The organism is Streptomyces sp. NPDC025651 (genome assembly GCF_055558735.1).
In genome coordinates this window covers 265,337-287,025 of the sequence record NZ_JBVHLZ010000007.1, presented here as the reverse complement: position 1 = coordinate 287,025, position 21,689 = coordinate 265,337, and the positions used below count along the sequence as shown (strand labels likewise).

Genomic DNA, 21,689 nt, shown 5'->3' with positions numbered 1-21,689 from the left:
CTCGCCCGGCGCGGCGTCGGTCGGCTCGTGCGTGGCAGGTCCGGGCTCCGCCCCGGGAACGGATTCCCTCCGGTCGCCGCCCGCCGAGGGCGCCGCCCCCGCCATCGCGAGACCCAGGCGGCGCTCGTCCGCCTCCTCGCGGGCGAACTCGGCGGCGATCTCCCCCTCGTACATCACCAGGACCCGGTCCGAGAGGCCGCGGATCTCGCTGAGTTCGGCGGAGACCAGGAGGATCGCGTGGCCCGCGTCGCGGTGGGCGATCAGCTGGTCGTGGATCGTCTGGACGGCGCCGATGTCGACGCCACGCGTGGGCTGCTCGACGATCAACAGCGGCGATTCATGGGCCAGTTCGCGGCCGATGACGAGCTTCTGCAGATTGCCGCCGGAGAGCGAACCCGCCGCGTGCGCGGACGACGCCGCCTTGATCCCGAAGCGTTCGATCAGGCCGCGCGCGTGCTCACGCAGCCAGCCGGGGCGGAGCAGGCCGTGGCCCCGATGGTGGCCCATGGCGAGGTTCTCGGCGATCGTCGCCGCCGACGCCGTCCCGACCGCCGCCCGGTCCTCGGGGACGTACGCGAGGCCCGCCGCACGGCGCTCCGCCGCCGTCGCGTCCGTGATGTCCCGCCCGGTCAGCGAGACCCGGCCCGCGGTCACCGGACGCAACCCCGCGACGGCCTCGACCAGTTCGGACTGCCCGTTGCCCGCCACACCCGCGACGCCGACGATCTCCCCGGCGCGGACCGTGAGCGACACGCCCCGCACCCCGCCCGCCGCGAGCCCGGCGACCGACAGGACCTCACCGCCCGGCGAGCCCGCCGGATGGACGCGGTCGAGCTCCACCGAACGCCCCGTCATGGCCGCCGCGATGCCGTCCGCGGTCGTGTCCGCGGTCCGCACGCGCGCCGCGACCCGCCCGTCGCGCAGCACCGTCACCGCGTCGCTGCCCTCCATGACCTCGCGCAGCTTGTGCGTGACGAGGAGCACCGTGCGGCCCTCGTCGGCGAGGGAGCGCAGCACACCGAAGAGGGCGTCCGCCTCCGCGGGCGTCAGGACGGCCGTCGGCTCGTCGAGGATGAGCGTACGGGCGCCCCGGTGGAGGAGCTTGAGGATCTCCACGCGCTGGCGCACGCCCACCGGCAGGTCGCCGACCTTCGCCGCCGGATCGACGGCGAGCCCGTGCTCCGCCGAGAGCGCGGCCACCCTGCGCACCGCCTCCGCCCGGTCGGTCAGGCCGAAACGGCGCGGCTCGGCCGCGTACACGACGTTCTCGGCGACCGTGAACGACGGGAACAGCTTGAAGCTCTGGTGCACCATCCCGAGCCCCGCGGCGATCGCCTCGCTCGGGTTCGCGAAGGACACCTCGCGCCCGTCGAGCAGGATCTGCCCGGCGTCCGGCCGCTGCAGCCCGTAAAGGACGGACATCAGCGTCGACTTGCCCGCGCCGTTCTCACCCATCAGGGCGTGGACCTCGCCGCGCCGCACGGTCAGGTCGACGCGGTCGTTGGCGAGCGTGCCGGGGAACTTTTTGGTGATGCCCCGCAGTTCGACGGCGGGAGCCTCGCCCGCCACCTCGGCGCAGGCCTCGCCCGCCACCTCAGGAGGCGGGGTCATCGACGGTCAGCTTCCCGGCGACGATGTCGTCGCGCAGCCTCTCGACGCGCTCCAGCACGTCCTTGTTGGCGGGCTTCGCGATCAGGCACCTGGAGTCGGCGACCTCCGGCTCCAGGCCGGTCAGCGACATGCCGCCCTCCTTGAGGCCGTACGACACCGTGGTGCCGCCCTTGCCGTCGAGGATCTGCGCGATGCCCTTCTCCACGGCGACATCGGTCTTCTTGAGTACGTTGTCGACGACGACCCCGGGGGCGCCGAGGCACTGGTTGGCGTCCACCCCGTACGCCTGAAACCCCTTGCCGTTCCCGGCCTTCGCCGCCTGGAAGACGCCCGTGTTGCCGCCGGCCGCGGCCGCCATCACCTGGTCCGCCCCGCCCGAACCGAGCGTCGCCGCCTGGTCCTTGGCGCGCGCCGCGTCGTTGAACGGCGACTGCCCGCCCACGAACAGCGTCCGGGCCCTCACACCCGGCCGCACCTTCTTCGCACCCGCCTCGAAGGGCTCGCTGTACCGCCGGAACTGCGGGGTGTCGAGCGCGTCGACGGCCCCGACCCGCCCGCTCTCGGTGAGCAGCCCGGCCTCGGCGCCCGCGAGGAAGACGGCCTCGTGCTCGCGGAACACGGCACAAGTGACGTTCTCGTACGTCTTCTTGGTGCACGCGTCGACGAGCAGGAACTGCTGCTTCGGGTGCGCCTCGGCCTGCTGCGCCACGATGTCCGCGAACTCGAAGCCGACCAGGGCGACGACGTCCGGGGCGGAGTCCACGGCCGAGGCGACGTTCTGCTGCCGCGAGTCGTGGTCGCTGCTCTGGAAGACCTTCTGCGAGCCGCCCCGGGCCTTCGCCGCCGCCTTCACCCCGCTGACGGACAGCTTGAGGAACTCGTTCTGGGCGACGGGGTCGGGCGTGATCAGCGTGAACGTCTTCCCCTCCCCGCCCTCGTCCGAATCCCCGCCCTTGGCGGCGGCGTTGCAGCCGGTGGCCAGCAGGACGGCGCCGACGGTCGCGGCGGTGAGTCTCAGGGACGTACGCGTACGCAGGGACATGGGATCGCCTTCGTGAGGTGCCTGGGAGCGGCCCAGACGGTGACAGGAGAGTCGTACGGGTGCTGAGGGTCGTGCCGGGGGTGCTCGGGGCGGCGTCGCTCAGCGGCGACAGAAGCAACAGCGGCGACAACGGCACATTCGGCGGCCGCAGGACACGGCGGGGCAGCGCGTCGCGGTCGCTTTCGCGGCGATGTTCGCGGTCATGGCTGTCCTCCTCGCACCGTGGATCGGATCGATCTGTCCTGGGTGGCGGTGAGGGTAACACCGGATTTCGGACAGCCGCACGAACGTCTCGGAATGTGGTTCGAGCATGTCAGGTACGGTGACGGCACCCCTCCTCCCATGGCCGGAATCGCCCCCCTTCATTCGGAGTTGAGCACATGAGCAGCCAGGACCTGCGCGCCGTGACGTGGACGGCGGGCCCGCACGACGACGCCTCGTCCCCGTCCCTCTCCCTCATCGACCAGACCGTGCTTCCGCACACCCTGGAGCGCCTCGACGTCACGACCGTCGACGGTCTGATCGACGCGATCGTGCGCCTCGTCGTCCGCGGCGCCCCCGCGATCGGCGCGGCCGGCGCGTACGGCGTCGCGCTCGCCATGGCCCAGGCCGAGCGCGAGGGCTGGGACCGCGCGCGCCTGGACGCCGAGGTCGCACGGGTCCGGGAGGCCAGGCCCACCGCGGTGAACCTCATGGTGTGCGTGGACCGCGTGAAGTCCCTCATCGACGCGGGGGCGGCGGCGGTCCTCGCCGAGGCGCACGCGATCGTCGAGGAGGACCTGGCGGCCAACCACGCGATGGGCGCGTACGGCGCGGACTGGCTCCTCGAGCGCGTGGCCGCGGAGCCGGACCGCCCGCTGCGGATCCTGACCCACTGCAACACGGGCGCGCTCGCCACGGCGGGCTGGGGCACGGCCCTGGGCGTCGTCCGCGAACTCCACGCCAGGGGACGCCTGGAGACGGTGTACGCGGACGAGACCCGGCCGCTCCTCCAGGGCGCCCGCCTGACGGCCTGGGAGCTCGCCCAGGAGGGCATCCCGCACTACGTCCAGGCGGACGGGGCGGCGGCGGGCACGATCCTGCGGGGCGAGGTCGACGCGGCGATCGTCGGCGCGGACCGCATCGCCGCGAACGGCGACACGGCGAACAAGGTCGGCACGGTCGGCGTCGCGCTGGCCTGCGCGCACGCGGGCATTCCCTTCATGGTGGCGGCACCGACGACGACGGTGGACCTCGGGACGGAGTCGGGTGACGGAATCCACATCGAACTCCGGGGCGAGGAGGAGGTGTTGGAGTGGTCGGGCATCCGCACGACCCCGGCGGCTTCCCGCGGCCACAATCCCGCCTTCGACGTGACCCCGGGCTCCTTGGTGACGGCGCTGGTCACGGAGCGGGGAGTGCTGGAGGTGTCGGCGGGGGAGTTGCCGAGCGCGGAGCTGGGCTGAGGTCTTGCCTCCGGCGGTCCTTTCCCCAACCCCGCCCCTTCCCGAAACCGGGGCTCCGCCCCGGACCCCGCTCCTCAAACGCCGGAGGGGCTGAAGAGATCAGTGCCGGACGGGCTGGATTTTCCAGCCCGTCCGGCGTTTGAGGACGAGCGCGAAGCGCGATCGACCGAGCCCCGGGCGGCGGAGCCGCAACTTTCGGGAAGGGGCGGGGTCGGGGAAGGAACCGCCGGAGGCAGACCTCAGCCCCGAGCCGCCGCCAACTCCAGCAGCCACTCCACGACTTCGGCCCGATGCCGAGCCTCCCGCGGATCCGCCCCCCACACATAGATTCCATGCCCCGCCACGACCACCGCCGGCATCCCCGGCGACAACGCCGCCTCCAGCCGATCCCCGAGCACACCCATGTCCTGGCTGTTCGCGATCACCGGAAGCGTCACCGACACCTCGTGCGTCGGATGACCGAGCCCCTTCAGCATCTCGAGGCCCTCGAAGGGAATCCCCTCGGGCGCGCGCTGCCCCATGACCACCGACGCCACCGTGTGCACGTGCACCACGGCCCCCGCCCCGGTCAGCCGCACCACCCGCGCGTGCAGCGCGGCCTCCGCGGACGGCCGCCCCGGCCCCACCGCCGCACCTTCCCCGTCCGTCAACACCACGTCGGACGCCGTCAGTTCACCCTTGTCCCGCCCGCTCGCGGTCACCGCGATCCGCACCGGATCCCGCGACAGCACCAGCGACAGATTCCCGGACGTCCCCCGCATCCACCCGAACGAGGCGAACCGCGCGGCCTCCGCGGCCAGTACGCGCCCCGCCCCCTCCAGGTCCTCGGCGGAAACGTCGACGGCGGTCTCGGTCATGAACTGCTCCTCATCAACTGCTCCGGGCGGCAAGAAAGATCCCGGAGAAGTCCGAGACCTGCGGATGGTCACCGAACGCGGCGTCGAAGTAGGGCTCGCCCGCCCGCCGCACCCCGACCGCCCGCCAGCCCGCGGCCCGCGCCGCGTCCAGCTCGCCCGGCCGGTCGGACAGGAACAGGAGCCGCTCCGGGGCGACCCCGACGGAGGAGGCGATCTTCCGGTAGGAGTCCGCCTCCTGCTTGGGCCCGGCGTTCTCGGTGTCGTACAACCCGCCGACGAGGCCCAGCAGATCGCCCTGCGCGGAGTGCGCGAACCACGCCCGCTGCGCCGCCACCGAGCCGGACGAGTACACGTACAGCCGCACCCCGTCCGCGTGCCAGCGCCGCAGCACCTCGATCACGTCGGGGTAGAAGTGCGAGACGAGCTCGCCGCGCGCGAAGCCCTCCGCCCAGAGGATGCCCTGCAGCGTCTTGAGCGGCGTTGCCTTGCGGTCGGCGTCGACCCACGCGCCGAGGACCTCCTCGACCCGCGCCGCATCGGCGTCGGGTTCGCCGATCTCCTCCCGCACCTGGGCGACGGCCCGCGCCACCTCCGCCTCCCCGCCCCGCGAGGCGAGCAGCTCGCCGAACCGCTCGCGCGCGTACGGGTACAGCACGTCCACCACGAACCCCGTGGCGCTCGTGGTGCCCTCGATGTCGAGCACCACGGCGTCCACGTCGAACTCCGAACCAGAACCCGAAGCCGAGCTCACGCCGCGTACCCCGCGTGAATCGTGTCGAAGTCGGGGAACCGCTCCGCGATCGGGCTGCCGGTGAAGTTGCCGATCCAGCCGTCCTCCTCGTGGAAGAAGCGGATCGCCGTGAAGGCGGGCGACGTACCCATGTCGAACCAGTGCGTGGTGCCGCGCGGCACGCCCAGCAGGTCGCCCTTCTCGCAGTAGACGGCGTGCACTTCGCCGCCCACGTGGAGGTAGAAGACGCCGGCGCCCGCGACGAAGAACCGCACCTCGTCATCGTCGTCGTGCGTGTGCTCGGCCAGGAACTTCTGACGGGCCGCCGCGGCCTTCGCGGGCCACTCGGGGTCGGCCCCGTCGGCCGGCGGGTGCAGCGCCACGACGTCGACCGTGCGGAAGCCCTCCTCGGCGTTGAGCTTGTCGATCTCCGTGCGGTACGCGGCGAAGACCGTGTCGCTGTCCGCGTCGGCGGGAACGTCCTCGCGCACCGGCCACTGTTCGTACCGCACGCCTGCCGGGGCGAGCGCGGCGGCGATCTCGGCCGGGTCCGAAGTGCGGCGCACGACGGTCTCAGGGCCGGCCTCCGGCCAGGTCGTCAGGAGAGTCATGGTCACTCCAGTGCAGGTCAAGGGTGTGCGTCGGATCGTAGTCCGCGGTGCGGACGCGTCACAGGGTGTCCCACAGCGTGGACGGGGCCGCCCGCCGGACCACCGGCGCGACCTCCTCGGCGAACCGCTGCAGTGTCTCGACCTGTTCGCCGCGCGAGAGCCCGAAGCCGTCCACGGAGACCGACTGCAGGTCGTGCCCGTACACCTCGTGCCAGCCGAGGATCTTGTCGATGATCTGCTGCGGGGAGCCGATGAGTTGGGGCCCGTCCGCGATGGCGTCCTCGATGGTGCGGAACGGCGTGTTGTAGCCCGCTCTGCCCTCCAGGTCGGGCCGGAAGGACTGGGCGATCTTCGCCTCGTACAGCTCCTTGTAGCGGGCGACGGCCTGCTCGGCGGTGTCCGCGATGAGCAGGCCGCCCGACCCCGCGGCCACCCGCGCGTCCGCCGGATCGTGCCCGTGCGCCTCGAACCGCTCGCGGTAGTGGCCGATGAGCGAGGCGTACGCCGAGCGCGGCTGGATGGCGTTGGCGGTGAACAGCGGGTCGCCGTGCTCGGCGGCGAGCTCGGGGGAGTTGAGGGAGGTCGCCGAGCCGTGCCAGATCCGCGGCGCCCCGGCGTAGGGGCGCGGCACCGTCGTCACGTTCTTCAGGGGCGGCCTGAACTCGCCCTGCCAGTCGACGTTCTCCTCGGTCCACAGCCGGCGCAGCAGCTCGTACTTCTCGCGCTGCAGGTCCCACTGGCGCGCCTCGTCGAGCCCGAAGAGGTCGAAGTGACCGGCCTCCGCGCCCTTGCCGACGACGAGTTCGACGCGGCCGCGCGAGATCTGGTCGAGCGTCGCGTAGTCCTCGGCGACCCGCACGGGGTCGAGGATCGCGACGACGGTGACTCCGGTGAGGAGTCTGATGCGGGTGGTGCGCGCGGCCAGGGCGCCGAGCACGACCGTCGGCCCCGACGACAGGAACGCGCCCGCGTGCCGCTCGCCCACGGCGTACGCGTCGTATCCGAGTTCCTCCGCGGCCACGCCGACCTCGACGACCTCCTCGAACCGGTCGGCGGGGGAGGGGAGTTCACCGGTCAGCGGGTGCGGGGCGTGGGAGATGAGGGAGAGCACCTGAAACTTCATGATTCAACACTGCGCGCCGAACATTGCGGCACTGTGGCAGTGGCATGGCATGAGTAAGGGGCGGTCGCCCTGGCGACCGCCCCTTACTCGACTCTCAGGAAACCACGCTCAAGAAGCCGACCTTCAGGCCTTCTTGCCCAGCAGGTCCTCGACCTTGCTGCGGACGTCGTCCGTGGCCAGGCCGCGGATCGTCAGCGTCGTACGGCGGCGCAGCACGTCGTCCGCCGTCTCGGCCCACTCGTTGTCGCGGGCGTACACGACCTGGGCCCAGATCTCCGGGGCGTCCGGGTGGACGCGCTCGGCGAGCTCCGGGTTCTCGTTCGCCAGGCGCGCGATGTCGAAGGAGAGCGAGCCGTAGTGCGTCGCCAGGTGCTTGGCGGTGTCGGCGGCCATGCGCGGGCCGGGTGCGGGACCGTCCACCAGGAGGCGGTGGGCGACGGCGCGCGGGTTGGCGATGCCGGGCAGCGGCAGCTTCTTCGGCAGCTCGGAGATCGGCTCGTAGTCGTCGCCGAGCGGGTGGCCGGGAAGCGACTCCAGCTTCTTCATCACCGTACGGCCGATGTGGCGGAAGGTGGTCCACTTGCCGCCCGCCACCGACAGCATGCCGCCGGTGCCCTCGGTGACGACCGTCTCGCGCTTGGCCTTGGAGGTGTCGCCGGGACCGCCGGGCAGCACGCGCAGACCCGCGAAGGAGTACGTGATCAGGTCGCGCGACAGCTGCTGGTCGCGGATGGAGAACGCGGCCTCGTCCAGGATCTGCGCGGTGTCGGACTCGGTGACGCGCACGTCCGCCGGGTCGCCCTCGAACTCCTCGTCCGTGGTGCCGAGCAGGAGCATGTCCTCCCACGGCAGGGCGAAGGTGATGCGGTACTTGTCGATCGGGGTCGCCAGCGCGGCCTTCCACGGGGCGGTGCGCTTGAGGACCAGGTGCGCGCCCTTGGACAGGCGGATGGAGGGCGCCGCGTCCGGGTTCTCCATCTTGCGCAGGTGGTCCACCCACGGGCCGGTCGCGTTCAGCACCAGACGGGCGTTGACGCCGAACTCGGTGCCGTCCATGCGGTCCTTGAGCTCCGCGCCCGTGACCCGGCCCTTGGTGAAGCGCAGGCCGGTGACCTCGGCGTGGTTGAGGACGGCGGCACCGGCCTCGACGGCCGCGCGGACCGTCATCAGGGCCATGCGGGCGTCGTTCATCTGGTCGTCGCCGTAGACCGCGACGGCCTTCAGGTTGTCCGTACGCAGCTCCGGCACGTCCTGCGCGGCCTTGGCCGGCGAGAGCAGGTGGCCGACGCCGTCGCCGAACGCGGACAGCGCGCTGTACGCGAAGACGCCCGCGCCCAGCTTGGCCGCGCCGTGCGGGCCGCCCTTGTAGACGGGCAGGTAGAAGGTGAGCGGGTTCGCCAGGTGGGGGGCCACCTGACGGGACACCGCGCGACGCTCGAAGTGGTTCTCCGCGACCAGCTTCACGGCGCCGGTCTGCAGGTAGCGCAGACCGCCGTGGAGCAGCTTGGAGGAGGCGGAGGAGGTGGCGCCGGCGAAGTCACCGGCGTCCACCAGGGCCACCCGCAGTCCCGACTGCGCGGCATGCCAGGCGGTGGAGATGCCCAGGATCCCGCCGCCGATCACCAGGAGGTCGTACGTCGCCTTGGAAAGCTGCTCCCGGGTCTCGGCGCGGCTCGGGTTGGAACCGGCAGCCGGATGCGTCCCGAGGGCAGGGACGCTCTGCAGGGTGGTCATTGTCTTACTCCTCGCCACTCTCGTCGAGCCAACCCATGGACCGCTCGACGGCCTTGAGCCAGCTCTTGTACTCACGGTCGCGGGTGTCCGCGTCCATGTGGGGGGTCCATTCCGCGGCCCGGCGCCAGTTGGCGCGCAGCTCGTCGGTGGAGGACCAGAAGCCGACGGCGAGACCGGCGGCGTAGGCGGCGCCGAGGCAGGTCGTCTCGGCCACCATCGGGCGCACCACGGGCGCGTCGAGGAAGTCCGAGAGGGTCTGCATCAGCAGGTTGTTGGAGGTCATGCCGCCGTCGACCTTGAGGGCCGCGAGCTCGACGCCGGAGTCCTTCGTCATGGCGTCGGTGATCTCACGGGTCTGCCAGGCCGTGGCCTCCAGGACGGCGCGCGCGATGTGCGCCTTGGTGACGTACCGGGTCAGGCCGGCGATCACACCGCGGGCGTCGGAGCGCCAGTACGGGGCGAACAGACCGGAGAAGGCCGGCACGAAGTAGGCGCCGCCGTTGTCCTCGACCGACGACGCGAGCGTCTCGATCTCGGCGGCGGAGTTGATCAGGCCCATCTGGTCGCGCATCCACTGCACCAGCGAACCGGTGACGGCGATGGAACCCTCCAGGGCGTAGACCGGCTTCTGGTCGCCGATCTGGTAGCCGACCGTGGTCAGCAGGCCCGAGTAGGAGTTGATGGCCTTGTCACCGGTGTTCATCAGCATGAAGGTGCCGGTGCCGTACGTGGACTTGGCCTCGCCCTCGTCGAAGCAGGTCTGGCCGAACAGGGCCGCCTGCTGGTCGCCGAGCGCGGAGGCGACGGGGATGCCGCCGAGCAGGTCGCCGAGCGTGCCGCCGGTGACCTCGCCGTAGACCTCGGCGGAGGAGCGGATCTCGGGGAGCATCTGCGTCGGGACGCCGATGGAGTGGCAGATGCGCTCGTCCCACGCCATCTCGTGCAGGTTCATCAGCATCGTGCGCGAGGCGTTGGTGACGTCGGTGACGTGCTTGCCGCCGTTGACACCGCCCGTCAGGTTCCAGATGACCCAGGAGTCCATGGTGCCGAAGAGGATGTCGCCGGCCTCGGCGCGCTCCTGCAGGCCCTCGACGTTGTCGAGCAGCCAGCGGGCCTTGGGACCCGCGAAGTAGGAGGCAAGCGGCAGGCCGGTCTCGCGGCGGAAGCGGTCCTGGCCGACGTTGCGCCCGAGCTCCTTGCAGAGCGCGTCGGTGCGGGTGTCCTGCCAGACGATGGCGTTGTGCACCGGCTCGCCGGTGTTCTTGTCCCACAGCAGCGTGGTCTCACGCTGGTTGGTGATGCCGATCGCCTTGATGTCGTCACGGGTGATGCCGGCCTTGGAGACGGCTCCGGCGACGACCTCCTGGACGTTGGTCCAGATCTCGGTCGCGTTGTGCTCGACCCAGCCCGGCTTCGGGAAGATCTGCTCGTGCTCCTTCTGGTCGACGGAGACGATCCGGCCGTCCTTGTCGAAGACGATGCAGCGGCTCGAGGTGGTGCCCTGGTCGATGGCCGCGATGAACGGCCCCGCGTGGGAGGGGGTGCCTGCGGTGTGTGCGTCGGTCACGGTGTGCTCCAGAAGTTCTTGCTCGGTGGTCTCAGGCGTCTGTGGCGGTCATCGGTCGCTGTCGCGGGTCTACTTGAACGCGACGTTGTACAGACCGCCGGCGATGGCGCCGCCGATCAGCGGACCGACGATCGGCACCCAGGCGTACGACCAGTCCGAACTGCCCTTGTTCGGCAGCGGGAGCACGGAGTGGACGATGCGCGGGCCGAGGTCACGGACGGGGTTGATCGCGTAGCCCGTGGGGCCACCGAGCGAGAGGCCGATGCCGACCACCACGAGGGCGGTGATGAGCGCGCCGAGGACGCCGAGGCCGTTGCCGCCGTCGTTGAGGCCCTGCGTCAGGATGGCCAGGACCAGGACGACCGTGGCGATGACCTCGGTGATCACGTTCTGGGCGTAGTTCCGGATCTCCGGGCCCGTGGAGAAGATGCCGAGCACGGGACCCGCCGCGGGGGCGGCCTTCTGGTCGACCATGCCTTCGTCCATCGGCTGCGCCGCGAGGATCTCGGGGTCGGTCAGGTGGGCCTTGAACTGGCCCATGTAGGTGACCCACACCAGGAAGGCGCCGATCATCGCGCCCAGCAGCTGCGAGGCCAGGTAGATCGGGACGTCGCTCCACTTGGTGCCGCCCTCGACCGCGAGGCCGAGCGTGACCGCCGGGTTGAGGTGGGCGCCGGAGACGCCGCCCGCGAGATAGGCACCGGTCAGTACGGCGAAGCCCCACCCGAAGGTGATCGCGAGCCAGCCGGCGTCCTTGGCCTTTGAGCGCTTGAGCGTGACGGCGGCGCACACGCCACCGCCCAGCAGGATGAGCACGGCGGTACCGATGGTCTCGCCGATGAAGATGTCGGAGCTGGACACCCGCGACTCCTTTGTCCTTCGTCCAGGGGAAGGCGAACCCCGGGTCCCTCCGGTGGTCCGCGACCTCAGGTGAGGTCGTTGCCGGCCCTTGGCCTTGCCACACTCTAGCGCGTAATGCCGGTAGGTGTTCGACAATGCCGACCGATGGACGCGAGTCTCGCTCCGGGGTTACTCGCTCGTCAAGAGTTCTGTTATTGAAAACACGATCGTTATTGATCGTTCCGGGTTATCGGTGATCTCGCAGCTCGAGCGAGGTGCCGACGTGCTCCGGAGGCCTCGGCCGGGGCCTCTGCGGAAGCCCGTCCGAAGCCTCCGCGGAGGCCCGGCCGCACCCTCAGAACCGCCCCGCGCCCAGATCCCTGGAGACGGCGCGGGCGCAGTCGCGTACGGCGGCGATCAGCTCGGGCCGCAGCTCCCCGTCGCGGCAGACGCGCTCCACGGCGCCGGTGACGCCGACCGCGCCGACCGGCATGCGCCGCCGGTCGTGGATGGGGGCGGCGACGGAGGCGATGCCCTCCCAGGTCTCCTCCACGTCGGCCGCGTACCCGCGCGCGCGGGTCAGGTCGAGTACGCCCTCGAAGGCGTCCGGGTCGGTCACCGTGCGCGTGGTGAAGGAGGTGCGCTCGGCCTCGACGGCTTCGTTGTGCGCGACCGGGTCGTAGGCGGAGAGGACCTTGCCGAGCGCCGTGGAGTGCAGCGGCTGCATCGCGCCGACCTCCAGGACCTGGCGGCTGTCGTCGGGCCGGAAGACGTGGTGGACGATGAGCACGCCCTGCTGGTGCAGGACCCCCAGGTGCACGCTCTCGCCGCTGGAGCGGGCCAGGTCGTCGGTCCACACCAGGGCGCGGGCCCGCAGCTCGTGCACGTCCAGGTAGCTGTTGCCGAGACGGAGGAGCTCGGCGCCCAGCTGGTAGCGGCCCGACGCGGAGTCCTGCTCGACGAAGCCCTCGGCCTGAAGGGTGCGCAGGATGCCGTGCGCCGTCCCCTTGGCGAGGTCGAGGGCGGAGGCGATCTCCGAGAGGCCGAGCCGTCGCTCGCCGCCCGCGAGCAGTCGCAGCATCGCCGCGGCCCTTTCGAGCGACTGGATGTTGCGTGCCATCGCAGCCCCGACCTCCGTCCCCTCGCACCACATTCGACGTTCGACAATGCTGAACACTATCGGTCGTTGTCGACCTCTCGCTAATGCGCGGACGGCCCGTGTTGTCGTCGTTTCCCACGGGTTCCCCCTGTCAAGCACCCGTTCGAGCCAGGCGTTCACCGGACGTCCGCCCCGTGGACTCCTTCACAACGGGACCTTGGTCCCGGCTACCCTGGCCGAGTGCGCCCTCCAACAGAAGGCGCAAAGCCGACAGCCGTCGCACTCTTGGGAGCTCTTTCATGGCCTCGTCGCCAACCCCGTCGTCGCAGTCCACGCCCGTTTCGTCCGAGAGCAGGACCCGAGCCGACGCCCTCCGCGAGGCCCTCGCCACCCGTGTGGTGGTGGCCGACGGCGCGATGGGCACGATGCTCCAGGCGCAGGACCCGTCCCTCGAGGACTTCCAGAACCTCGAGGGCTGCAACGAAATCCTCAACGTCACCCGCCCCGACATCGTCCGCTCCGTGCACGAGGAGTACTTCGCCGTCGGCGTCGACTGCGTGGAGACCAACACGTTCGGGGCGAACTTCGCCGCCCTGAGCGAGTACGACATCCCCGAACGGAACTTCGAGCTCTCCGAGGCGGGCGTCCGCATCGCCCGCGAGGTCGCCGACGAGTTCACCGTCTCCACGGGACAGCAGCGCTGGGTCCTCGGCTCGATGGGCCCCGGCACCAAGCTGCCGACCCTCGGCCACGCCCCGTACACCGTCCTGCGCGACGCCTACCAGACCAACGCCGAAGGCATGATCGCCGGCGGCGCCGACGCCCTCCTGGTGGAGACCACCCAGGACCTCCTGCAGACCAAGGCCGCGATCCTCGGCGCCCGCCGCGCCCTGGACGCCACCGGCGCGAACCTCCCGCTGATCTGCTCGGTCACCGTCGAGACCACCGGCACGATGCTCCTGGGCTCCGAGATCGGCGCGGCCCTGACCGCCCTGGAGCCGCTCGGCATCGACATGATCGGCCTGAACTGCGCCACGGGACCGGCCGAGATGAGCGAGCACCTGCGCTACCTCGCCCGCCACTCGCGCATCCCGATCTCCTGCATGCCCAACGCCGGCCTGCCGGTCCTGGGCAAGGACGGCGCGCACTACCCCCTGACGGCGCCCGAACTGGCCGACGCCCAGGAGACCTTCGTACGCGAGTACGGCCTCTCCCTGGTCGGCGGCTGCTGCGGCACCACGCCCGAGCACCTGCGCCAGGTCGTGGAGCGGGTGCGCGGCCTCCAGGCGCCCGCCCGCGACCCGCACCCCGAGCCCGGCGCCGCCTCGCTCTACCAGACCGTGCCGTTCCGCCAGGACACCTCGTACATGGCGATCGGCGAGCGCACCAACGCCAACGGCTCGAAGAAGTTCCGCGAGGCCATGCTGGAGGGCCGCTGGGACGACTGCGTGGAGATGGCGCGCGACCAGATCCGCGAGGGCGCGCACATGCTCGACCTCTGCGTCGACTACGTGGGCCGCGACGGCGTCAAGGACATGGAGGAGCTCGCGGGCCGCTTCGCCACCGCCTCCACCCTGCCCATCGTCCTGGACTCCACCGAACTCCCCGTCATCCAGGCCGGCCTGGAGAAGCTGGGCGGCCGCGCCGTCATCAACTCCGTCAACTACGAGGACGGCGACGGCCCCGAGTCGCGCTTCGCGAAGGTCACCGCGCTCGCCAAGGAGCACGGCGCCGCGCTGATCGCGCTCACCATCGACGAGGAGGGCCAGGCCCGCACCGCCGAGAACAAGGTCGCCATCGCCGAGCGCCTCATCGAGGACCTCACCGGCAACTGGGGCATCCACGAGTCGGACATCCTCATCGACACCCTGACCTTCACCATCTGCACCGGCCAGGAGGAGTCCAGGGGCGACGGCGTCGCCACCATCGAGGCGATCCGCGAGCTCAAGCGCCGCCGCCCCGACGTGCAGACCACGCTCGGCCTGTCCAACATCTCCTTCGGCCTCAACCCGGCCGCCCGCGTCCTGCTCAACTCCGTCTTCCTCGACGAGTGCGTCAAGGCGGGCCTCGACTCGGCGATCGTGCACGCCTCCAAGATCCTGCCGATCGCGCGCTTCGACGACGAGCAGGTGAAGGTCGCCCGCGACCTCATCTACGACCGCAGGGAAGAGGGCTACGACCCCCTGCAGAAGCTCATGGAGCTCTTCGAGGGCGTCTCCACCAAGTCGATGAAGGCGGGCAAGGCCGAGGAGCTCCTCGCCCTGCCGCTCGACGAGCGCCTGCAGCGCCGCATCATCGACGGCGAGAAGAACGGCCTGGAGGCCGACCTCGACGAGGCCCTCCAGGACACGCCCGCCCTCGACATCGTCAACAACACCCTCCTGGAGGGCATGAAGGTCGTCGGCGAGCTCTTCGGCTCGGGACAGATGCAGCTGCCGTTCGTGCTGCAGTCCGCCGAGGTGATGAAGACCGCGGTCGCCCACCTGGAGCCGCACATGGAGAAGTCCGACGCCGAGGGCAAGGGCACCATCGTCCTGGCCACGGTCCGCGGCGACGTGCACGACATCGGCAAGAACCTCGTCGACATCATCCTGTCCAACAACGGCTACAACGTCGTCAACCTCGGCATCAAGCAGCCCGTGGCCGCGATTCTGGACGCCGCGGAGGAGCACAAGGCCGACGTCATCGGCATGTCGGGACTCCTGGTCAAGTCCACCGTGATCATGAAGGAGAACCTGGAGGAGCTCAACCAGCGCAAGATGGCGGCCGACTTCCCGGTGATCCTCGGCGGCGCGGCCCTGACCCGCGCGTACGTCGAACAGGACCTCCACGAGATCTACGAGGGCGAAGTGCGCTACGCCCGCGACGCGTTCGAGGGCCTGCGCCTGATGGACGCCCTCATCGCGGTCAAGCGCGGCGTGCCCGGCGCCACCCTGCCCGAGCTCAAGCAGCGCCGCGTCCCGAGCAAGGCCTCCGCCGCCGTCCTGGAGGTCAACGAGGACGAGGGGCCCGCCCGTTCCGACGTCTCCGTCGACAACCCCGTCCCCACGCCGCCGTTCTGGGGCACCCGCGTCGTCAAGGGCATCCAGCTCAAGGAGTACGCCTCCTGGCTCGACGAGGGCGCGCTCTTCAAGGGCCAGTGGGGCCTCAAGCAGGCGCGCACCGGCGACGGGCCCACGTACGAGGAGCTCGTCGAGACCGAGGGCCGCCCGCGGCTGCGCGGCTGGCTGGACGAGCTGCACACCAAGAACATGCTCGAAGCCGCCGTCGTGCACGGCTACTTCCCGTGCGTGTCCAAGGGCGACGACCTGATCATCCTGAACGACGACGGCTCGGAGCGCACCCGTTTCTCCTTCCCGCGCCAGCGCCGCGGCCGCCGTCTGTGCCTCGCGGACTTCTTCCGCCCCGAGGAGTCCGGCGAGACCGATGTCGTCGGCCTCCAGGTCGTCACCGTCGGCTCGAAGATCGGAGAGGCCACGGCCGAGCTGTTCGCCGCCGACTCCTACCGCGACTACCTCGAACTGCACGGCCTGTCCGTGCAGTTGGCCGAGGCGCTCGCCGAGTACTGGCACGCGCGCGTGCGTGCCGAGCTCGGCTTCGGCGGCGAGGACCCCTCGGACGTCGAGGACATGTTCGCCCTGAAGTACCGCGGCGCCCGCTTCTCGCTCGGCTACGGCGCCTGCCCCGACCTGGAGGACCGCGCGAAGATCGCCGAACTGCTCCAGCCGGAGCGCATCGGCGTCCAGCTCTCCGAGGAGTTCCAGCTCCACCCGGAGCAGTCCACGGACGCGATCGTCATCCACCACCCGGAGGCGAAGTACTTCAACGCCCGCTGAGGCCCCGATCGGGCGTCGCGCTTAACTGAAGCGCGCGTTCCTGGGACGAGTCGTACACTGGTCGGTCCAGCTCAGGCCGGTTCCCTTCGGGGAGCCGGCCTTCTCGTCCCTCATGGAGGTGTGTCGGATGACCAGTACGGTCCCCGCGCTCGGTACACGTACGGCCGAAGGGTCCGCCCTTCAGGGCGTCCTCCTCGACATGGACGGCACGCTCGTCGACACCGAGGGCTTCTGGTGGGACGCCGAGGTCGAGGTCTTCGCCTCCCTCGGCCACGCCCTCGACGAGGCATGGCGCGACGTGGTCGTCGGCGGGCCCATGACCCGCAGCGCGGGCTTCCTCATCGAGGCCACCGGCGCCGACATCACGCTGCCCGAGCTGACCGTGCTGCTCAACGACGGCTTCGAGAACCGCATCAGCCGCTCCCTGCCGCTGATGCCGGGCGCCCGGGCCCTGCTCGCCGAACTCCGCACGCACGGCATGCCGATGGCGCTCGTGTCCGCCTCGCACCGTCGCATCATCGACCGCGTCCTCGACTCGATCGGCGCCCATCACTTCGAACTGACCGTCGCGGGCGACGAGGTGGCCCGCACCAAGCCGCACCCCGACCCCTATCTGTTCGCGGCCGCGGGCATCGGCGCGGACCCCGCCAGATGCGCCGTCATCGAGGACACCGCCACCGGTGTCGCCGCCGCGGAGGCGGCCGGCTGCCGGGTGGTGGCCGTCCCGTCGGTCGCCCCGATCGCCGCCGCGGCGGGCCGTACCGTCGTGCCCTCCCTCGAACACGTCAACCTGCCTTTCCTGCAAGGCCTGATGACTTTCTGAGGCTCCGACAGTTCCATCGGCGGCACGGTTGAAGGTGTGACGTTTCCCACGTCAATCGGGGTCGACAGTGGGGCCCTTGTGTGCAGTGACCCCTCCTGGGGCAGGCGAGGGCGTGACGTTGTGTCCCGATTGATGGGAGCGTGCACGAATCCTTCCGGTGTCGGGTTATCGGTGTGTCCACGCCCGGTTTCGCAGCGTGATTGACGGCCTGCTCAGTCCCCCTCCGGCAGCCAACTGGTGCGGACTAACCTCATCGCGAGAACATCGCCCCACCCCCCGTGCCCCACCAACCCTCACCCCGCGTTGCGGGATTCACGGGATTCAAAGAGCTCTGGAGAACGTCGAGCATGAACCGCAAGACTTTGGTGCTGCCGGCTGTCATAGGTCTGCTCGCCCCCGCGCTCGCCGCATGCGGTGGCTCGGGCAGCGGAGACGGCGACGAGGCGATCGCGGTCGGCACCACGGACACGTTCGCCATCTCGAAGGAGGTGCCGGCGCCCTTCGACCCGGCGTACGCCTACGACGCCGGCTCCTGGAACGTGCTGCGCCAGACCATCCAGACGCTGATGGCCATGCCGCGCGGCGACGGCGAGCCGCAGCCCGAGGCCGCCGAGCGGTGCGGCTTCACCGACACGGGCAACGAGCGCTACGCCTGCACCCTGCGCAAGGGCCTGACGTTCTCCGACGGCAAGCCGCTGACCGCCGCCGACGTGAAGTTCTCCATTGAGCGGGTCCGCGACATCAAGATCAAGGACCCCAGCGGTTCGGACGGTCTGGTCTCCAACATCGACGAGATCGAGGTCCAGGGCGACCGCGACGTCGTCTTCCACCTCAAGACGCCGGACGCGACGTTCCCGTACAAGCTGGCGACCCCCACCGCGGGCATCATCAGCAAGGACCACTACAGCAAGAACAAGCTGCGCGACGGCTTCGCCGTGGACGGCTCGGGCCCCTACAAGGCCGAGCACGAGATCAAGGACAACCGCGTCGTCAAGACGACGTTCACCAGGAACCCCAAGTACAAGGGCGAGTTCAAGCCGCAGAGCGACAAGGTCGAGCTGCGCAACTTCACGGACACCGACGCCATGGGCAAGGCGCTTGAGGACGGCGACATCGACCTGATGACGCGCACCATGTCGCCCGAGCAGGTCAAGAAGCTCAGCGCCTCCACGGACAAGAAGATCGACCTGGTCGAGATGCAGGGCCTGGAGATCCGTTACCTCGCCTTCAACACCGAGGCCCCCACGGTCAAGAACAAGGCGGTGCGCCAGGCCATGGCGCAGATCGTCGACCGCGGCGCGCTGGCCTCCGCCGTGTACGGCTCGACGGCCGACGAGCTGTACTCGCTGGTGCCGACCACCATCACCGGGCACGCCAACTCGTTCTTCAACAAGTACGGCAACCCGAGCCCGGCCAAGGCCCGCGGCATCCTGGAGAAGGCCAACATCTCCACGCCGGTGAAGCTGACGCTGCACTACACCACCGACCACTACGGCCCGGCCACCAAGAAGGAGTTCGAGATCCTGCAGAAGCAGCTCAACGACTCCGGCCTGTTCGACGTGTCGATCAAGGGCGTGCCGTGGAGCACCTTCCGCGCCGCCGAGCGCGACGGCAAGTACGCGGCCTACGGCATGGGTTGGTTCCCCGACTTCCCCGACGCCGACAACTTCCTCGCGCCGTTCCTCGACAAGGACAACTTCCTCGGCTCGCCGTACGTGAACCGCACCATCAACGACCAGTTGATCCCGACCTCGCGCCGCGAGGCCGACCGGCTCGCCGCGTCCAAGAGCATCCGCAGGATCCAGGACATCGTCGCCGACGACGTCCCGATCCTTCCGCTGTGGCAGGCCAAGCAGTACATCGCGGCGCGCGACGACATCACGGGCGTCGAGTGGACCCTCAACTCCTCGTCGAACCTCCAGCTGTGGGAGCTCGGCCGCGGCGTGAGCGGCTGACCTTCCGTGACGAGGGGGCGGCCGACCTCCGCCCCCTCGGTTCCACCGAACGACCACAACACCAAAGGCACGTACGTGAAACGTAACCAGTGGCTGGCCCTTCCCCTCACGGGAGGGCTCGCCGCCGCCCTGCTGACCGGCTGCGGCACGGAGTCGGGCGGTGCGGGGGACACGGGCGACGCGGTCGTGATGGGGATGTCCGACGACGTCCTCGCCATCGACCCCGCGTCCGGCTACGACCCCGGGTCCTGGCTCCTGTTCAACAACGTCTTCCAGTCCCTCCTGAGCTTCCCCAAGGGCGGCACGGAGCCGGAGCCGGAGGCCGCCAAGGAGTGCGGCTTCACGGACACGGAGGCGAAGGTCTTCAAATGCGAGCTGCGTGACGGGCTGAAGTTCAGCAACGGCAACGCGCTCACCTCGAAGGACGTCAAGTTCTCCTTCGACCGCACGCGGAAGATCAAGGACGACGCGGGTCCCGCGCTCATGTTCCCGATGCTCGACCGCGTCCAGACCCCGGACGCCAAGACCGTCGTCTTCCGGCTGAAGTACCCCGACGCGACCTTCCCCAGCAAGATCGCCTCGGGTGCGGGCTCGATCGTGGACCACCGCGAGTACGACATGAACGGGCTGCGCGAGGACGGCAAGGCCGTCGGCTCGGGACCGTACAAGCTCGACTCGTTCAGCAAGGACCAGGCGGTCTTCTCGGTCAACTCCGGCTACAAGGGCACGGCCGAGGTCAAGAACGAGGGCGTGGCCATCAAGTTCTTCCACGGCGACCAGAAGGGCCTGAAGAAGGCTCTCCTGGCCGGCGACGTGGACCTGGCCTACCGAGGCCTCGCCGCCGCGGACATCGCGGACATCGAGCGGGACACCTCCAAGGAGGGCCAGGACCTCGACATCGTCGAGGGCACCAGCGCCGAGGTACAGCACCTGGTCTTCAACATGAAGGACCCGGTGGCGGGCAAGCTCGGCGTGCGCAAGGCCATCGCCTATCTCCTGGACCGCGACGCGCTGGTCAAGGAGGTCTACCAGGACACGGCCACGCCGCTGTACTCGATCGTCCCCGCGGGCATCGGCGGCCACAACACCGCGTTCTTCGACACCTACGGCGCCCGCCCGCAGCGCGCGAAGGCGGCCTCCGCGCTGCGCGGCGCCGGCATCGACGGCAAGGTGAAGCTCACCCTCTGGTCGACCCCCTCGCGCTACGGCCCGGCCACCGACCAGGAGCTCAAGGCCATCGCCAAGCAGCTCAACGCCTCCGGCCTCTTCGAGGCCGACGTGAAGTCCGTCGAGTTCGGGCAGTACGAGAAGGACATCGCGGCCGGCAAGTACGGCGTCTACGTCAAGGGCTGGGTGCCCGACTACCCGGACCCGGACAACTTCACGCAGCCGTTCTTCGGCAAGGGCAACGTCCTCGGCAACCACTTCGAGAACAGCGCCATCACCGGGAAGATCATCCCCGGCACCGCCACCGAGAGCGACCGCACCAAGACCGACAAGCAGTACGCCGAGCTGCAGGACATCGTGGCCGACCAGCTGCCGATCCTGCCGGTCTGGCAGGCCAAGCAGTACGCGGTCGTCCGCGACAGCGTCTACGGCCTGGAGTCCTGCCTGGACGCGTCGACGGTCTTCCGCTTCTGGGAGATCAGCAAGGGCTGACCGCGGGTGACCGCACAGACGACGGTGGCCGCCCCCTCGGGGGCGGCCACCGTCGTCGTTCACGGGAGTGCGGTCCTACTGCGCGCCGGGACGCACCAGGCCGCTCTCGTACGCGTACACCGCGGCCTGCACGCGGTCGCGCAGCCCCAGCTTCGTGAGCACATGGCCGACGTGGGTCTTCACGGTCGTCTCGCTCACGAAGAGGTCCGCCGCGATCTCCGCGTTCGACAGACCGCGGGCCACCAGCTTGAGCACCTCGACCTCGCGGTCGGTGAGCGTGTGCAGGGTGTCCGGCACCGGCTCGTCGCCGGAGGGCAGGTGCGCGGAGTACTTGTCGAGCAGCCGGCGGGTGATGCTCGGCGCGAGCATCGCCTCGCCCGCGGCGACCACGCGGATCGCCTGCACCAGTTCGTTCGCGGGGGCGTCCTTGAGGAGGAAGCCGCTGGCACCGGCGCGCAGCGCCTCCACCACGTACTCGTCCAGGTCGAAGGTGGTGAGCACCAACACCTTCGCCGGGCCGTCCCTGCCCGGTCCGGTGATCTGCCGGGTCGCCTCGACGCCGTCCATCCGCGGCATGCGGATGTCCATCAGGACCACGTCGGGCTGCAGCGCCCGCACCTGGTCAAGAGCCTGCAGGCCGTCTCCGGCCTCGCCGACGACCGCGATGTCCTGCTCGGCCTCCAGAATCATCCGGAACCCGGTGCGCAACAGCGGCTGGTCGTCGACCAGTAGGACGCGGATCGCCACGTGTCTCTCC

The 21,689-nt window shown here is 70.3% G+C and carries 15 protein-coding genes and 1 pseudogene; 5 read left to right on the top strand and 11 right to left on the bottom strand.

Annotated features, from left to right (window positions below; translation table 11 throughout):
• Nucleotides 1-90: 90 nt before the first annotated feature.
• A pseudogene (locus tag ACZ4D5_RS25395) lies at nucleotides 91-1,611 on the bottom strand (ABC transporter ATP-binding protein); the annotation flags it as partial.
• Entirely contained in the window at nucleotides 1,595-2,653 is a 1,059-nt protein-coding gene (locus tag ACZ4D5_RS25390; RefSeq protein ID WP_467774686.1) for a BMP family ABC transporter substrate-binding protein, read from the bottom strand. The gene ACZ4D5_RS25390 and the pseudogene ACZ4D5_RS25395, both read right to left, overlap by 17 nt.
• A gap of 380 nt (nucleotides 2,654-3,033) precedes the next feature.
• Between ACZ4D5_RS25390 and mtnA the strand changes: the two genes are divergently transcribed.
• The gene (gene mtnA, locus ACZ4D5_RS25385; RefSeq protein ID WP_467774685.1) at nucleotides 3,034-4,098 is read left to right on the top strand and encodes an S-methyl-5-thioribose-1-phosphate isomerase; all 1,065 of its coding nucleotides are present in this window, start codon (nucleotides 3,034-3,036) and stop codon (nucleotides 4,096-4,098) included.
• Between the two features lie 239 nt (nucleotides 4,099-4,337).
• Here the strand turns inward: mtnA and mtnB are convergent, their stop codons facing one another.
• The 8 genes from mtnB to ACZ4D5_RS25345 all read right to left on the bottom strand — a co-directional run bounded on the left by mtnB (nucleotide 4,338) and on the right by ACZ4D5_RS25345 (nucleotide 12,680).
• Nucleotides 4,338-4,955 (bottom strand): methylthioribulose 1-phosphate dehydratase, encoded by a 618-nt coding sequence (gene mtnB / locus ACZ4D5_RS25380; RefSeq protein WP_467774684.1) that lies wholly within the window; start codon nucleotides 4,953-4,955, stop codon nucleotides 4,338-4,340.
• A gap of 13 nt (nucleotides 4,956-4,968) precedes the next feature.
• Nucleotides 4,969-5,706, bottom strand: coding sequence for an acireductone synthase (mtnC, locus tag ACZ4D5_RS25375; RefSeq protein WP_467774683.1), 738 nt, complete (start codon nucleotides 5,704-5,706; stop codon nucleotides 4,969-4,971).
• Nucleotides 5,703-6,296 carry a 1,2-dihydroxy-3-keto-5-methylthiopentene dioxygenase gene (locus ACZ4D5_RS25370; protein WP_467774682.1) on the bottom strand — a complete coding sequence of 198 codons (594 nt, stop codon included), beginning with the start codon at nucleotides 6,294-6,296 and terminating at the stop codon, nucleotides 5,703-5,705. Before ACZ4D5_RS25370 ends, mtnC begins: the two co-directional genes overlap by 4 nt.
• Nucleotides 6,297-6,354: 58 nt before the next feature.
• Nucleotides 6,355-7,419, bottom strand: coding sequence for an LLM class flavin-dependent oxidoreductase (locus tag ACZ4D5_RS25365; RefSeq protein WP_467774681.1), 1,065 nt, complete (start codon nucleotides 7,417-7,419; stop codon nucleotides 6,355-6,357).
• A 123-nt stretch (nucleotides 7,420-7,542) separates the two neighbouring features.
• Nucleotides 7,543-9,153 (bottom strand): glycerol-3-phosphate dehydrogenase/oxidase, encoded by a 1,611-nt coding sequence (locus ACZ4D5_RS25360; protein WP_362327480.1) that lies wholly within the window; start codon nucleotides 9,151-9,153, stop codon nucleotides 7,543-7,545.
• A gap of 4 nt (nucleotides 9,154-9,157) precedes the next feature.
• The gene (glpK, locus tag ACZ4D5_RS25355; protein ID WP_467774680.1) at nucleotides 9,158-10,720 is read right to left on the bottom strand and encodes a glycerol kinase GlpK; all 1,563 of its coding nucleotides are present in this window, start codon (nucleotides 10,718-10,720) and stop codon (nucleotides 9,158-9,160) included.
• 69 nt (nucleotides 10,721-10,789) lie between these two features.
• Nucleotides 10,790-11,581 carry an MIP/aquaporin family protein gene (locus tag ACZ4D5_RS25350; RefSeq protein WP_467774679.1) on the bottom strand — a complete coding sequence of 264 codons (792 nt, stop codon included), beginning with the start codon at nucleotides 11,579-11,581 and terminating at the stop codon, nucleotides 10,790-10,792.
• A gap of 334 nt (nucleotides 11,582-11,915) precedes the next feature.
• Complete coding sequence (locus ACZ4D5_RS25345; protein WP_467774678.1) at nucleotides 11,916-12,680, bottom strand: IclR family transcriptional regulator; 765 nt, start codon at nucleotides 12,678-12,680, stop codon at nucleotides 11,916-11,918.
• A 278-nt stretch (nucleotides 12,681-12,958) separates the two neighbouring features.
• Here ACZ4D5_RS25345 and metH point away from each other — a divergent pair, with 278 nt between their 5' ends.
• The 4 genes from metH to ACZ4D5_RS25325 all read left to right on the top strand — a co-directional run bounded on the left by metH (nucleotide 12,959) and on the right by ACZ4D5_RS25325 (nucleotide 20,932).
• Nucleotides 12,959-16,495 (top strand): methionine synthase, encoded by a 3,537-nt coding sequence (gene metH / locus ACZ4D5_RS25340; protein ID WP_467774677.1) that lies wholly within the window; start codon nucleotides 12,959-12,961, stop codon nucleotides 16,493-16,495.
• Nucleotides 16,496-16,622: 127 nt separating this feature from the next.
• The gene (locus ACZ4D5_RS25335; RefSeq protein ID WP_467774676.1) at nucleotides 16,623-17,318 is read left to right on the top strand and encodes an HAD family hydrolase; all 696 of its coding nucleotides are present in this window, start codon (nucleotides 16,623-16,625) and stop codon (nucleotides 17,316-17,318) included.
• A gap of 347 nt (nucleotides 17,319-17,665) precedes the next feature.
• Nucleotides 17,666-19,273 (top strand): ABC transporter substrate-binding protein, encoded by a 1,608-nt coding sequence (locus ACZ4D5_RS25330; RefSeq protein ID WP_467774675.1) that lies wholly within the window; start codon nucleotides 17,666-17,668, stop codon nucleotides 19,271-19,273.
• A gap of 75 nt (nucleotides 19,274-19,348) precedes the next feature.
• Complete coding sequence (locus ACZ4D5_RS25325; RefSeq protein WP_467774674.1) at nucleotides 19,349-20,932, top strand: ABC transporter substrate-binding protein; 1,584 nt, start codon at nucleotides 19,349-19,351, stop codon at nucleotides 20,930-20,932.
• A gap of 75 nt (nucleotides 20,933-21,007) precedes the next feature.
• On the opposite strand, the gene ACZ4D5_RS25320 is transcribed toward ACZ4D5_RS25325, so the two are convergent.
• Nucleotides 21,008-21,679 carry a response regulator gene (locus ACZ4D5_RS25320; RefSeq protein ID WP_030782872.1) on the bottom strand — a complete coding sequence of 224 codons (672 nt, stop codon included), beginning with the start codon at nucleotides 21,677-21,679 and terminating at the stop codon, nucleotides 21,008-21,010.
• Between the last annotated feature and the right edge of the window lie 10 nt (nucleotides 21,680-21,689).

What these genes read in the sequence shown, in the direction of transcription:
- ACZ4D5_RS25390 (WP_467774686.1), bottom strand. Translation starts at nt 2,653, where the DNA reads ATGTCCCTGCGTACGCGTACGTCCCTGAGACTCACCGCCGCGACCGTC.
- mtnA (WP_467774685.1), top strand. Translation starts at nt 3,034, where the DNA reads ATGAGCAGCCAGGACCTGCGCGCCGTGACGTGGACGGCGGGCCCGCAC.
- mtnB (WP_467774684.1), bottom strand. Translation starts at nt 4,955, where the DNA reads ATGACCGAGACCGCCGTCGACGTTTCCGCCGAGGACCTGGAGGGGGCG.
- ACZ4D5_RS25370 (WP_467774682.1), bottom strand. Translation starts at nt 6,296, where the DNA reads ATGACTCTCCTGACGACCTGGCCGGAGGCCGGCCCTGAGACCGTCGTG.
- ACZ4D5_RS25365 (WP_467774681.1), bottom strand. Translation starts at nt 7,419, where the DNA reads ATGAAGTTTCAGGTGCTCTCCCTCATCTCCCACGCCCCGCACCCGCTG.
- ACZ4D5_RS25360 (WP_362327480.1), bottom strand. Translation starts at nt 9,153, where the DNA reads ATGACCACCCTGCAGAGCGTCCCTGCCCTCGGGACGCATCCGGCTGCC.
- ACZ4D5_RS25345 (WP_467774678.1), bottom strand. Translation starts at nt 12,680, where the DNA reads ATGGCACGCAACATCCAGTCGCTCGAAAGGGCCGCGGCGATGCTGCGA.
- metH (WP_467774677.1), top strand. Translation starts at nt 12,959, where the DNA reads ATGGCCTCGTCGCCAACCCCGTCGTCGCAGTCCACGCCCGTTTCGTCC.
- ACZ4D5_RS25335 (WP_467774676.1), top strand. Translation starts at nt 16,623, where the DNA reads ATGACCAGTACGGTCCCCGCGCTCGGTACACGTACGGCCGAAGGGTCC.
- ACZ4D5_RS25330 (WP_467774675.1), top strand. Translation starts at nt 17,666, where the DNA reads ATGAACCGCAAGACTTTGGTGCTGCCGGCTGTCATAGGTCTGCTCGCC.